Annotated in this window: 6 protein-coding genes; 5 read left to right on the top strand and 1 reads right to left on the bottom strand. The window is 43.2% G+C overall.

The genetic code is table 11. From position 1 onward, the window contains the following. The 5 genes from VK541_RS10590 to VK541_RS10570 form a co-directional block, all read left to right on the top strand. On the top strand, positions 1-1,161 hold a 1,161-nt coding region (locus VK541_RS10590; RefSeq protein ID WP_324369815.1), incomplete at its 5' end, for an RHS repeat-associated core domain-containing protein. After that, a complete protein-coding gene (locus VK541_RS10585) occupies positions 1,161-1,688 on the top strand; it encodes a hypothetical protein (protein WP_324369813.1) in 528 nt (175 codons plus the stop codon). The genes VK541_RS10590 and VK541_RS10585, both read left to right, overlap by 1 nt. A gap of 113 nt (positions 1,689-1,801) precedes the next feature. Next, positions 1,802-4,891 (top strand): hypothetical protein, encoded by a 3,090-nt coding sequence (locus VK541_RS10580; protein WP_324369811.1) that lies wholly within the window; start codon positions 1,802-1,804, stop codon positions 4,889-4,891. A 15-nt stretch (positions 4,892-4,906) separates the two neighbouring features. Beyond that, positions 4,907-8,773 carry a pyocin knob domain-containing protein gene (locus VK541_RS10575; RefSeq protein ID WP_324369809.1) on the top strand — a complete coding sequence of 1,289 codons (3,867 nt, stop codon included), beginning with the start codon at positions 4,907-4,909 and terminating at the stop codon, positions 8,771-8,773. Positions 8,774-8,801: 28 nt separating this feature from the next. Further along, on the top strand, positions 8,802-12,200 hold the full coding sequence (locus VK541_RS10570; RefSeq protein ID WP_324369807.1) for a hypothetical protein: 3,399 nt from the start codon (positions 8,802-8,804) through the stop codon (positions 12,198-12,200). A 2-nt stretch (positions 12,201-12,202) separates the two neighbouring features. Here the strand turns inward: VK541_RS10570 and VK541_RS10565 are convergent, their stop codons facing one another. Beyond that, positions 12,203-14,185: a gliding motility-associated C-terminal domain-containing protein gene (locus tag VK541_RS10565; protein WP_324369805.1), complete on the bottom strand. Its 1,983-nt coding sequence runs from the start codon at positions 14,183-14,185 to the stop codon at positions 12,203-12,205. Between the last annotated feature and the right edge of the window lie 400 nt (positions 14,186-14,585).

Below are 14,585 nucleotides of genomic sequence, written 5' to 3'. Positions count from 1 at the left end.
AATTCCGCTAACAAGAAGAACTATGAGCTGACGAACCATTTGGGCAATGTGCTGGCGGTAATTACAGATAAGGATTCGGTAGGTGCAGATGGCATGAGGACGCCGTCTGTGCTGAGTGCCCAGGATTATTATCCTTTTGGTGTGATTCAGCCGGGAAGGAGCTCGAGCTCGACTGCTTATCGCTATGGTTTTAATGGTAAGGAAAATGATAATGATGTAGGAAAAGGCACAGGTAACCAACAGGATTATGGAATGAGGATTTATGATCCAAGGATAGGGAAGTTTTTGAGTGTGGATCCTTTGCAGAAACAATATCCGGAGTTAACACCATATCAGTTCTCAAGTAATACACCAATTCAAGCTAGCGATTTAGATGGGAAAGAAGCGGATTTTAGCAAAGGAAAAGTGAATCTCCTCGACTATTATAAAGATGATGGTTTAGAAACTAAGACCAATACCTTTGTAGTAAATACTGCAATGTCGCTCTATAATGGAGCGGTTGATATGGTCGAGATGAGCATAAATATGAATCCTATACCAAACATTTTCTTTAAGGGAAAAGGCTATGGTAGAATATATGATGGTGCAAAAACCACGGTTGTAGGTGCATATGATTGGACAACAAATACCAGTTGGGGACAGAAAGGGGAAGATTTAAAAGCTGCCGTTACAAATCCCCATACTTATGAGGGTATTTTTGCATTAATTGTTACTCGCAAATTAGGCAAAGTTATAGGGCCATTAATGAAGGCTGAAACACCAATGTTAAATTCCGTTCCTCCAACGGTTGAACAAGGAATTGTTCGATCTAGAATTAATGTAGCAAATGGAAGAACTAGATTTACCCCATTGAGAAGCTCCACAGGGCAACCAGTATCTGCAGGGTTTAAACATGTTGTCGAAGGCCATTTTGACAGAGCAGTTAGTTATAATAGATCTGTTTTTACAATCGCACAAGATGAGTTAAAATCAATTCTTCAGAGCGAACCTGTTGTGAAAGCTCCTGTAACTGCAATAGATGGTGGACAATATGTTCGAACTATTGATGTTGGCAAAACTATTGGTACGACTTCTCTAAAACAAGGTGGAGTGCCAACATCGCGATTACAAGTATTAACAGATAAGGCAGGCAACCTAATAACAACATATCCGGTAAAATAATGAGAAAAAAGTATCTAAACGAATTTGCAATAATACAAAGTGATATTAGGCAACGTAGCGGGTCGATAATGCCAAAAAAATTCTACGTAGAGATGATGAATTGGAGCAGTAGCTTAAAGGAAACTAAGGATCGTGAAATAAGAAAAATGTACCTTGATTATATTTCATATTTTGAGAACATAGATATTCGGGATCATTTATTTGATCCTCTTTGGTATGATTTTGACGAATTAATAAATACTAACTTTTTAAAGATGCCACTTGAGAACCTAGAGAATGTCGTTCACAATGTCAGAGATATTTTGTGGGAGATAATCGCGTTTAAGACAGATCGTGAATGTAAAGTGTTACCAATAGATAATCTTAGATTATTAACCGATAAGAATAGGGCAAACGTTTTCTTTTGTTGTGATGTGTGTGGTTATATTGAAAATATAGCTGGTGAAAAGTTTAAGAATAATGATATACTCTTTCCAGCAACCAATCAGCAGATCCTAGAATATAAAGTTTGTCCCGCAAGATATTAACCTTATGAAATCAATTCTAATCGAAGTTGTGGGCTCATATAATGTTGGTTAGGACAAAATAATATGTTGTGACAGATAGGAAATACGAGATAGTTTTAACTAATGCTTAAAAGATGGAAACCAACACCATATTGACTAAACCTTTACTCACCATATTCCTTCTGTTTACAGGGTTGTTTTGTTATGCCCAGAGTTATGAGACTGTGAGCTACAATTTGAACGGCACTCCTGCAAACGGTATGAAGATCAAAACGAATCTTCCTTACACAAACAGTACCCAGATGGTCAATGTGAAAATTGAAGGGTATTGTTATGGGACTGCTGCGGCTGTGGGATTGAACATTGTTTACTATATCTATAATGATGCTTTTGTAAACAACTCCGTTTCTTCATGGGGGGCTTACACACCGGATATTTATTTGTCTAATGAAAGTGGGTTGGTTTGCATCACATTAGCAGATAAGCCCTACTTCCCAAGGTTTAAAGTCTCGGCATTTGCTAAAGGTATGCCTGCAGAAACAGCAGCCAACTTCACGGGATGGACGGTTGTTGATGAAGCAGCAGCAGGAACTAATATTACACTATTTCCATATAAAAATGTGGTTAAAAACTTAACCATTAACGGAACTGCCACGGCACCTACAGCTGATCCAACAACAAACAATACCCAATTGGCAACTACGGCATTTGTCAAAGCAGCGATCACGGGAATTGGTGGCGGTTATATTCAGAATTCAAGTGTATTGCAAAGCTCATCCAATTTTAATATCAGTGGTAGTGGTATTATGGGCAGATTAGGTTTAAGTGCAGTACCTGCTTCAAATATTGCAATTGAGAACGCAACTAGTTTAAGCGGTGGTGCTTCATCTTATGGGTTCTTGAACAGAGGTATAGTTCAGAGTGATGTCACATCAGTTGCTGCATATAACAGGACTACTGCTCAGACCGCAGCGGCATCGTTCACGCTTAGTAATATCATTCACAATTATGCTACTCAGGGAACCTTCGGTGCAGGGAGTACGGTAAACAATCAGATAGGCTTTTGGGCGGATGCAACATTAGTTGGAGGTACTAATAACTATGGTTTTTATGGCGGCATTCCCAGTGGTGCAAACAGGTATAATCTTTATATGGCAAGCACTGCAAATAACTTTTTAGCGGGCAATACCACAATTGGATTAAATGACCAGGGTGGACAGTTATCTGTAAGGCCTGCCACTGATGCAACTAAAGGAATTGTAGCAAAAGGGTTTTCTGCGACTCAAACTGGAAACCTATTTGAGGCACAAACAAGCGCAGCAGTACAGGTATTCCAGATATCGTCTACTGGTTCAGGAACGTTTGCAGGAAGCCTGGCCATAGGCTCTCAAAATACGGGTGTTAATTTTAACAATATCAAGGATCTCACAGGTGGGACAGCAGCATATGGTACGGTAAATCAGGGTGTGGTCCAAAGCGATGTAACCGCATTGGCATCTTATAACCGAACTACTGCAAGGACTGCAGCCGGTTCCTTCACAGTAAACCAAATCATACACAATTGGGCCACGCAAGGTACATTTGGCGCGGGTTCTACGGTGACTAGTCAGTTTGGTTTTTATGCTGAAGCCAACTTAGTAGGAGCTGATAACAATTACGGTTTTTATGGTAATATTCCTTCAGGGGGTGGTCGCTTCAATCTCTTCATGAATGGAACAGCACAAAACTATTTAAAAGGCCCAACAAGCATCGGTACTGGTTCGGCATTGTCTGCTCAATTGGCAACGGTTCCAGCTTCAGATGCGATCAAAGGGATCGTTGTAAAGGCATTTAGTCCTACACAAGCAAGTAATCTTCTGGAGGCTCAAAATAGCGCAGGCACCGTGATTAGTGGTATAAGTAACGGTGGATCTATATTTAGTACCAATACGGTATATGCACCTGCTTTGGCGAACACGGTGAGTTCCAACAACGCAATGGTCTCAGTAAATGCTACCGGAACTGTAATAAGCAGAAGCATTGCTGATGCAGTAGATGTGTTGAGTGTGGTGAATTCTAACGCTACTTCAACAGGTAATATTCAGAACTGGAAATTTGGATCGGTGAGCAGAATGTCTTTGAGTGCTGCGGGAAATCTGACATTGAGTACGACACCGGCTACGTCGGCAGGAGCTTATAACATTCTGACACACAACAGCACTACTGGCGTAGTTGAGAAAATAGCTTCCAGCGCTTTAGATGTCCCATGGACAGGTGTAACTGGAAAGCCAACAACGCTGGTAGGTTACGGGATTACCGATGCTTATTCTTCTACAAATTTTAGGGCGCTTTCAGCTCCTAATTCAGCGGGCGGAACAGATGCTAACACTTTTTTAAATGGACATACAGCTAGCTACTATAGCAGCAGCTGGCTTTCGAATGGCTATTTTACGGGAACTGCTGGATATGGAGGATTAATATCCTTTCCATACTCGACATCGACGACTGGTAATTTGCAACTGAATTACAGTTGGGGCCATAGCACTACAACGGGTGGTGGTATAGCCTTTCGTACACAAAAGAACGATGGATCATTTACAACCTGGAAGGAACTGTATCATTCAGGCAATTTGAATAATCTGAACCAGCTTGGCACCAGGAATTTTAGTGATTTACAAAGTAAGCCAACCACATTAACAGGATATGGAATTACCGACGGAGCGACGAGCGCTTCTGTTACAGCAGTTCAGGCGTCCCTAACTACACTGGACGGTAATGCGGTTCATAAAGCAGGCACCGAAACGATAACGGGCACCAAGTTTTTAAACGGCGGTGTAGGTATCAGTCTAAGTGATCCAGGCAAATTAGGTAGCTATAAACTTGCTGTGGGCGGTGCTGTCATCGCTGAAAGCATGAAGGTTAAACCTCAGACTGAATGGCCGGATTTTGTGTTTGAAAAGGACTACCCGATGCTTTCGCTTGGTGATCTTGAAAAATTCATTATTAAGAATAAGCACCTGCCGGATGTTCCCTCTGCTGCTGCAGTCAAAAAAGAAGGTCTGGACCTTGGCGAAATGAATGCGAAACTCCTGCAAAAGATAGAGGAACTGACTTTGTATCTTATTGAAAAGGATAAGGAAATAAAAAAGCTCTCTGAAAAAGATAAAGAAATAAAATTGCTCTCTGAAAGGGTGAAGGAGTTGAGCGAGGATATAAAAATGATTAAAAATAAACTGAACCCTTAAGTTCTAAATTGACATATGAAACGAATTTTACTCTCTCTGGTTGCCGCTCTGGCTTTGAATACTGCTTATGGTCAGGTAAAGGCAACTTCTGCTGAACTTAATGCGGGAACTGATGATGCCAAGTTTGCGACTGCACTGGCATTACAGGGATCAAAATATCTCGATCAGTCAGGTGCGAAGCAGGCGGCTGTTACAACTGGTACTAATAATTATACGGCCAGTATTACTCCGGCTATAACAGCTTATGCGGAAGGACAGGTTTTTTATATTAAAATAACTACTGCAAACACTGGTGCATCCGCGCTTAACCTGAATGGCCTTGGTTACAAGATTCTTGTAAAGGATGGGAACCTGGCACTGGTCAGCGGCGACCTGCTTGCTGGTAAGGTTTATCCGGTTTACTATGATGGTACAAATTTCCAGGTGCTGAATGCTGTTGCCTCTGCTTCTAATTTAACTTTGAGCGGAAATGGATCTATTGGCGGAGGATTGGGCATTGGCTCAGTGGCTTATCCCCATGCCGGGATTTTTAACACGAGGAATTTATCTGGTGCTGCGAGCGGCGGACTCGCCTATGGTTTTGTCAATGCCGGGCAGATTCAGTCGGATGTGAGCGTCGCTGCAACTTATAATTCAACTATCGGTACAACTGCGGCAGGAACATATACAGTGCCTGCTATATTTCATTATTACGCTTCACAGTCAGCTTTTGGTGCTGGTTCTACTGTTAACGCGCAAATGGGATTTGTCGCGGAATCGTCCCTGGTTGGTGCGGCCAATAACTATGGCTTCTATGGTAACATAGCATCAGGTACGAACCGGTATAACTTTTATGCTAATGGTACAGCATGGAATTACTTTAATGGAGATTCTGGCTTTGGTACCAATTCACCTGCCGGAAAGGTTCAGGTGTCTACAGGTCATGATGCAAAAAAAGGACTGATCATAAAGGGCAATAGCGCCACGCAAAGTGCGAACGTGTTTGAGGTACAGAATAGTGCCGGGGCTCAGCAGTTTGCTGTTGGCCCCACAGGTAGTGTTGCTTTGGGCGGTATCCCAATTAATCCTAGCGTGGGTTTTTACAATTCCAGAACGATAGGCGGCGGCACTACCGCTTACGGTAGTTTGCTGGCTGGTGCAGTTGGCAGTGAGGTCACAGTCCAGGGATATGGGTTCGGTACTTATATTGGAACGCAGGCGGCCACTTTTACCTTGCCTAATCTCAATCATTTTACCGCGCAACAGGGTGTGTTTGGGGCTGGATCTACTGTAACTGCTCAAACGGGTTTTTGGGTGCCGGCTACGCTAACAGGTGCGACAAGTAACTATGGTTTTCGGGGCAGCATACCTTCCGGTGGAGGCAGGTACAATTTGTTTATGGATGGTACAGCTCAAAATTATCTGGCCGGCCCCACTTCTGTAGGGACGGGAAGTGCCTTGTCCGCGCAATTAGCAGTCAAACCTGCAACTGATGCAATTAAAGGTGTAGTGATACAAGGTTTTAGTGCTACGCAGTCAGCAAATTTATTGGAGGTACAAAACAGTGCAGGAACTGCTGTTGCCCAAATTACTCCTGCTGGTAATATATCTGCTGCAGGAGTGACTTTGACCACGGCTCCGGTAACGTCAGCAGGAACGTATGATGTGCTGACAAGGAATACGACAACAGGGGCTATCGAGAAGACAACATCCGGTGCTTTTAACCAGACATTGTCATTGGGGACTGCTCCGGGAAATATAATATTGAGCGGAGGCAATAATGTCAGTCTGGCTTCCTTAAGTACGGGTGCGGCTAATACTTTTTTAGATGCAAATGTTATCGGGAATGCTGGATTATTTCCTAATGTACAAACCACGGGAAGTACTAACTATCCTACAGCAACCGGAGGTGGAATAAGATTTATAAGAGTAAATAATACTGCTGTTGGTTATTTTGAATTCAATAAACCGGTGACATCTGCTGATGCACTTCATTATAGGGTAGGTACTGGCGTATCTACGCTTAGTACCTGGCAAACCATAGCTTCAAGAGAATGGGCAGCAAGTCAGTTTCAGCCTCTGGCTCCTGTGGCCAATAATAAGTTACTGGGCCGGTATGCGGCAGGAAGCGGTGTTGCGCAGGATATAACTTTAGGCTCTGGGCTTACACTGACAAGTACAGGGACTTTACACTCGGGATATGAAACTGGGGTAAACGGAAGCGGAACAAAGATGGTGAAGGTATCTAATCCAGCCGGTGGCCAGTTTAAGGGGACTCCCGCAACAACCGGGGCAATTAAAATTAAATTGCCGTCTAATGCTGCCGCCATGTATACCATAAAAGGTACCTTATTTCAATACGATGGCATTAATGGAAATAATAGGTCAACAGGATTTTTGATCACCTGCTACGGCTCAGCAATGGCTAACGGTTTCTCAGCTACTTTTACAGGAAACAATGCACCAAATTATCCTGTAAGATGGTATACAGATGGAACAACTCCGGCAATTTATATTGGAGAACTAACGAACACATGGAGTTATGCCGCAGTTAGTATAGACGAAGTCCAGGCTTCATTCAATGGTGCAAGCATAGATCTTGCCGCTGCTGGCTGGGCTGTAACCATGGAAACGGCTTTTACCGGAACTTTAGCTGCAACACAATTGAATACGCTGCCATTCGGTAACTTAAGCCAGCCCCTGGCGGGGTTCACCCCCGGAGCGGATAATGCTTTGTCTCAAAGTGATACCCAGATCGCTGCTTTTGGTAAGATACAAGGACAATTGAACGCAATAAGAACGGTAACAGGAACAGCCGCTGCTGCTAATGTTGTATACGCGGGCCCGGTAACCGGAACAGCGACCCCAACGTTTAGAAAGCTGCAACGGAGTGATATCGAAGAGGCTTTTGGGGCGGCTACTACATCAGGAGTACTGGACTGGAATGATATATCTAACACACAACCAGGTTTCTCACCAACTTTGATTACTGGAGCCTCGATTAACGGACCTGGAGGCAGTACTTATTATCACCCATTTACAATGGAGCATAGCAGTAAGACTGGCAGTGGTAATCTGACCCAAATCGGCTATCCATATAACCCGAGTGCAGCGGATGGAATCACCTGGAGATGGAGATATAACAACACTTGGTCGACATGGAGGAAAGTCTGGGACAGCAGCAACTTTACCAATCTAAACCAGTTGGCGACAAGAAACTTTAGCGATTTGCAAGGTAAACCTACAACTCTAGCTGGTTACGGAATTATCGATGCAGGAACACTAACTACAATATCTGCCACCAATGGAACCGGTCAAACCTGGAGCATTTCAAACGCAGGGACCACTCCGGTGATCTCCTTGTCACTAACTAAAGCGGCAGTTGGTTTGGGAAGCGTAGACAACACCCCAGATGCCAGTAAGCCTGTAAGCACAGCAACTCAAACAGCAATTAATACTGCGAACAATACTGCTGTTCACAAAGACGGTAATCTAACCGAAACGGTAACCGGTAGCAAGACATTTAGTAGCGCTGTAGGTATAGGTATTCCGCCAGGCACCGTTCCTTCAGCTTATAAACTTGCTGTTGGCGGCGGTATTATTGCTGAAAGCGTAAAAGTTAAACCTTATGCAGAATGGCCTGATTATGTTTTTGAGGAGGCATATCCAATGCTTTCGCTGGGCGACCTTGAGAAATTCATTCTTAAAAACAAACACCTGCCGGATGTTCCGGCTGCAGCTGATGTCAAAAAGGAAGGTTTGGACCTGGGGGAAATGAATGTGAAACTCCTGCAAAAAATAGAAGAACTGACATTATATCTGATTGAAAAAGACAAGGAAATAAAGAAATTGGCTGAAATGGTAGGTAAGCTAAATGAAGATATCAAAACAATAAAAAAATAATTAATGCTGCTGTAATCTAAATTGGCATATGAAAAGAATATTGCTCTCTCTGTTGGCCGTACTGGCTATGAATACTGCGTATGGACAGGTAAAGGCCACTTCTGCAGAACTTAACGCCGGGACTGACGATGCCAAGTTTGCGACACCCCTGGCACTCCAGGGATCTAAATACCTTGATCAGTCGGGGGCGAAGCTTTATGCGGCGACTGCAGCAGGTGCAAATACTTACACAGCAGCTATATCGCCGGCAATAGTTGCGTATAGCACCGGGCAAGTGTTTTACATTAAGATCACTACAGCAAATACGGGGGCCTCTACACTGAATTTAAATGGTCTAGGCGCAAAAGCCCTGGTAAAAGACATTAATACAGCACTGGTCAGTGATGATCTCCTTGCTAATAAGATATATGCAGTTTATTATGATGGGACAAATTTCCTGGTAATGAATGTTGCGACAGTAGGTTTATTACCAACCAGCGGTGGTAAGTTGACTGTATCTGTCTTAGATGCAAATACAGTATTCCAAACTAATATTACTTATGGTAATTCTGCCTCAACAAACTTACCAACAGTAATTGGGTCAGGTGGGGTATTGTATACTGCATCTTTAAATTCACCGGACAATACATTTCAGATGTATGGTCATAATGGGATGGAAGATAGTTTTTGGTTTAGAAGAAGATTGTCTAATGCTTGGGGCTCATGGTTTCAAGCAGAGTCCAGAACACACGTATCAGCAACATACTTACCATTAACAGGCGGAACACTTACGGGAGGTTTAACTGGCACATCAATTGCGTTATCAGGTAAACTAAGAATAGGTCCAACAAGTTCAAGTGTAATCAATCTTTACAATAATCTTAATATTACAGGAGGTACAACAGCGTACGGTAACTACACCAACTCAACCATAATGAGCGATGTAACTACTACGGCTTTTGGGTTTAGAACAAGTTTAGGGACTGAGGCGACTTCTTTTGCGCTTACTGATCTTCAACATTATGCTGCAAATCAGAATGTGCTTGGCGCTGGAAGTTCTGTAACTAATCAATATGGATTTGTAGCGGCTGCGACACTAACAGGTGCAACTAATAATTATGGATTTTATAGCAGTATACCACAAGCAACAGGTAGATATAACTTTTATGCGAACGGAAGTGCTTATAATTACTTTGCAGGTCAAACAGGATTCGGAACTTTACCAGCTGCTGGTACAGCTATTTTTGTACAGCCTCAACAGGATAATTTTAAAGCCATTACTGCCAGAGCATTTTCTCCTACTCAATCAGCCAATATACAAGAATGGCAAAACAGTGCGGGAACAGTTGTAAGCAATGTGAGTCCGGCAGGAAACTTTTCTGCTGCGGGACTTACTTTGACGGCGGCTCCCGTTACTTCTGCTGGTGGATATAGTATTTTGACAAGAAATGACACCAATGGCAATGTTGAAAAAATAGCTTCATCATCTTTTAATCAGACCCTGTCATTGGGTGCTACTCCCGGGAATATCGTATTAAGCGGAGGCAATAATATAAGTCTGGCTTCTTTAAGTAAAGGCGCGTCCAATGCGTTTTTAGATGCCAATGCTATAGGGGATGCTGGATTATTCCCTAATGTACACACAACGGGTAGCACCAATTATCCATCAGAAATAGGGGGTGGGATAAGGTTCATAAGAGCAAACGGTACAGCCTTAGGTTATTTTGAATTCGATAAGGCCGGAACATCAACGGACGCACTTCAATATAGAGTGGGCACGGGCGCATCTACTTTTAGTACCTGGCAGACTGTGGCTTCAAGAGAATGGGCCACGGACCAGTTTCAGCCGCTCACTCCGCTGGGTTCAGGACTGAGACTGACCAGCGCAGGGACCTTATATTCCGGATACGAAACTGGGACTAATGGAAGTGATCTTAAAATATTAAAGATATCTAATCCACCAGGAGGACAATTCAAAGGAGCTCCTACAACCATCGGAGTAATCAAGATAAAATTACCATCCAATGTATCCGTAATGTACGCCATAAAGGGAACACTGTTTCAGTATGATGCGACGAATACTAATAATCGGTCAACAGAATTCTTGATTACATGTTATGGTTCTAACATGGGTAATGGTTATTCAGCTACCTTTACAGGAAACAATGCCCCCAGCTATCCGGTAAGATGGTATACAGATGGAACAACACCGGCAATTTATATTGGAGATTTGACCAGTACGTGGCGCTATGTAGCTGTGAGTATCGATGAAGTTCAGGCATCTTTCAGGGCAGCCACTGTTGGCGTTGCTTCAACTGGCTGGTCAGTTTCTCTTGATACAGCTTTCACCGGAACTTTAAGTGCCACGCAGTTGAATACGTTACCATTTAGCAACTTGAACCAGCCTCTTGCCGGATTCGCTGCCGGCGCAGATAATGCCTTATCTCCAAGTGATACCCAAATAGCGGCATTTGGCAAATTACAGGGCCAATTGAATGCGATAAAGGAGCTAACAACAACTGCTGCCGGCGCAAATCTTGTATATGCAGGACCAGCAACTGGGACTGCTGCCCCAACACTCAGAAGGCTGCAGAGAAGTGATTTGACCAACGCATTTGGAACTGGTGCTACCACCGGTGTTCTAGACTGGAGTGATATAACCAATACCCAGCCGGGATCTGGTCCTACATTGCTGCGGGGCAATGCTGCCAATGGATTTGGTTCTTCAACTTATTATCATCCTTTTACATTCGAATATTCTAGCAAAACAGGTATCGGTAACATAACGCAGCTCGCCTATCCTTACAGTCCGGATGCTACTGACGGTATTCAATATAGAACACGACATAGTGGTACATATTCAGCGTGGAGAAAAGTTTGGGACAGCAGCAACCTAACCAATTTGAACCAAATAACGATGAGAAATTTTAGTGACTTGCAAGGTAGGCCAACTACTTTAACGGGATATGGAATTACCGATGGTGCTACTGCTGCATCCGTCACGGCAGTGCAGGGTTCAGTTACGACATTGGATGGTAACGCCGTTCATAAAACGGGAATTGAAACAATAATGGGTACTAAGTTTTTTAATGGCGGTGTAGGTATCGGTCTGCTTGCTGCAACTGTTCCATCGGCGTACAAACTTGCGGTAGGCGGTGGCATCATTGCTGAAAGCGTAAAAGTGAAACCTCAGACTGAATGGCCGGATTATGTTTTTGAGAAGGGCTATCCGATGCTTTCATTAAGAGAGCTGGAAGCATTTATTGTGAAAAATAAGCACTTGCCGGAAGTTCCGGCTGCGGCTGAAGTCAAAAAAGAAGGTTTAGACCTGGGCGAAATGGACTCAAAATTATTGAAGAAGATAGAGGAGCTGACCTTGTACCTTATTGATCTGAAAAAGGAAAATGAAACGTTAAAGGAAAGACTGGATAAACTGGAAAAGAAATAATTTTACCTGATGAGTGTGATGGATCCGGTTAGCCGGATGTTTTTATTGGTGATGTCCCTTGCATTTATCACATAGTAATAAACACCAACAGGAAGATCTTCTCCCCTGAGTTTCCCATCCCAGTTGGAAAGGATACTGGAGTTTTGAAATACCTTTATACCCCAGCGGTTCACGATTGTTATGAAGTAACTTTTCAGGTTAACTATACCAACCTGAAATTGATCATTTATACCATCCCCATTTGGAGAGAAAACCCCGGGTATGGATATAGAAGCATCTTTAAGGACTACTATTTTTCCCTGGGTCACCCTATTGGTGCATTCATTCTGATTAGACGCAGTAAGGGTTATATCGTAACTTCCAGGAGTTGTATATGTATGTTGGGGAGATTTTTCAGTTGACCTGTTTCCATCTCCAAAATTCCACAAAAACGTATCTGCATCTTGTGAAAGATTAATGAAATTGACCGGGATAGGGGCTCCATATTTGGCCTGCAATATCGGGTCTGTCTCAAAGGCGGCTACAGGTGTCTTAAAGATAGGGGGTATGGTTAGTATGGCAGGCTCACTTTCACAATCGCCTGTTTTAATGGTCAGCGTATACTCCCCTGAATTTTCTGGACCAGTTATAACTATTTCTGGATTTTGATCGCTGGATAAGAAGTTGTTGGGTCCCGTCCAATGATATGTCCCGGTGGTAACGGCAGTTGTACTGAGGGCCAAAACATCCCCTGGGCATAGTTTGGTTTTTGATGCGGTAATGACTGGTTTCTCAGGAGTAGTACTTACAAAAAGGTTGTAATAAGTGGTTACGCTACAACCAACGTCATTGGTGGCTTTCAAAGAAATATTTTTTGGGCCTTCTGTACTGTAAGTGATCTCATGAGGACCGGGCGATATGGATTGTTCAATACTGGCGCGCTCTCCAAAATTCCATTCCAGTGTTCTGTTGTTGACCGCTCCTGCTAAAAAGGTAAAACTTTGGGTTGGGCTGCATACGTTGTTCTTTGTTACCAGTATATCCGTTGTTGGCCCTTTGAATTCAGCAGTCCCGCCAAAAGCGACGGTGAAGTCGTTGTTCCCACTTGAAAAATTATCGATCATGAGCGCGTAATTGTGGCCCTGGATCATATCCACATACTTTAGCCATCCATCCTGACCCGGCGGGCAACTACTTGCTTCCGAAAGGTCTGTTGAAGTCATGTTTAGTCCGGTGATGTAATATCTGGGGGAGCAATTGACTCCGTTTCCTGCGGCACATCTTATCGCATTGGCAGGAACTATTTTTGAACAATCTCCGTTTGGACCCAGATCATACAAAACCCAATCTATATCATCGGTATTTGAACTTGGTGTAATGGTAAATGTCAGCGTTCCATTGTCATCTGCAGTCCATTTATACCAGGCAGAATTGGACTCTGTAGTCAAACAAGTGCCCGCTATTTCTCTGTTGTTGTCTCCGGGACCTGAAATATTTCTTTCTGTAAATGTCTCTTTGCTGCAAAGGATACTTGCAGTGGAACAGTCCTGTCCGGGTCTGGTTGGCGGATTGTAATTGTTAATACAAAGTTTGAACAGTCCGGTTTGATCGTTGTCAGCACTTATCCTGATGTAATATTCTGACCCTACATCAAGGCCGCCTTTATATGCAGTTGTCAGGTTATTGCTGGTGGTCATTGAACCAATCATCTCTGTTAAAACAGTGCCATCAAATTGGTAAATGGCCACAAGGGGTGACAAAAGGGTATTGCTGCCTGAACCTGAAGTTTTCCCGGTAACTGAAATACTGATGTCAGTTCTGACGGCCGTAAATTTATACCAAATGTCTTTGCCGGTGGAGGGCCAGAAGCTGCCCTTTCTATAGGGGCTTTCTGTAGCATCTACATTTGAAAAAGCGGCGTCATCCGAGCAAAAATTTATAACAGAGTTTAGTGTTATTGCGTCTCTTAGTTCGTCATTTGCAGGGGGCAGTGAGAAAGAGCGCATGGTGTAAAATATGAGCAATAAGAACAGTGAGAGACGCATAACATTTACAATTTCTTGGTCATTTGCTTTATTGGATGGCGTTAAAGATAACGATCATTGTCATTAAAGAAGAACAATTTGTATCGACAAAAATAGACATCTGCCAATTTTATAGCTAGCGACAGTAGGGTGGAATGGTTGACTTAGAAGCTTCGTCAGGATGGATTTTAACAAGGCGAGGCAGATGTAATTTTTTATTTCCCTAGAACCCCTGAAAACTCGATTTACAGGGGTTTTTCATACAAGGTACGGTACCCGCGGGACTGCCACGGGCTGTTTATATTTTTTCCATTTGTATCGTCATGCTGCTCAGATCTGATGTCTTGCTCCCGGGAGCCTGGCTGAATTTCGGACCGCATGT

This window comes from Pedobacter sp. (assembly GCF_035317785.1).
Classification (GTDB): Bacteria; Bacteroidota; Bacteroidia; order Sphingobacteriales; family Sphingobacteriaceae; genus Pedobacter.
The sequence above is the reverse complement of the archived record's forward strand: the minus strand, read 5'-3'. Positions and strand labels throughout refer to the sequence as shown.

Excerpts from the sequence above, each read along its gene's own strand:
- VK541_RS10565 (WP_324369805.1), bottom strand. The coding sequence starts at position 14,185 with ATGCGCTCTTTCTCACTGCCCCCTGCAAATGACGAACTAAGAGACGCA.
- VK541_RS10585 (WP_324369813.1), top strand. The coding sequence starts at position 1,161 with ATGAGAAAAAAGTATCTAAACGAATTTGCAATAATACAAAGTGATATT.
- VK541_RS10570 (WP_324369807.1), top strand. The coding sequence starts at position 8,802 with ATGAAAAGAATATTGCTCTCTCTGTTGGCCGTACTGGCTATGAATACT.
- VK541_RS10575 (WP_324369809.1), top strand. The coding sequence starts at position 4,907 with ATGAAACGAATTTTACTCTCTCTGGTTGCCGCTCTGGCTTTGAATACT.
- VK541_RS10580 (WP_324369811.1), top strand. The coding sequence starts at position 1,802 with ATGGAAACCAACACCATATTGACTAAACCTTTACTCACCATATTCCTT.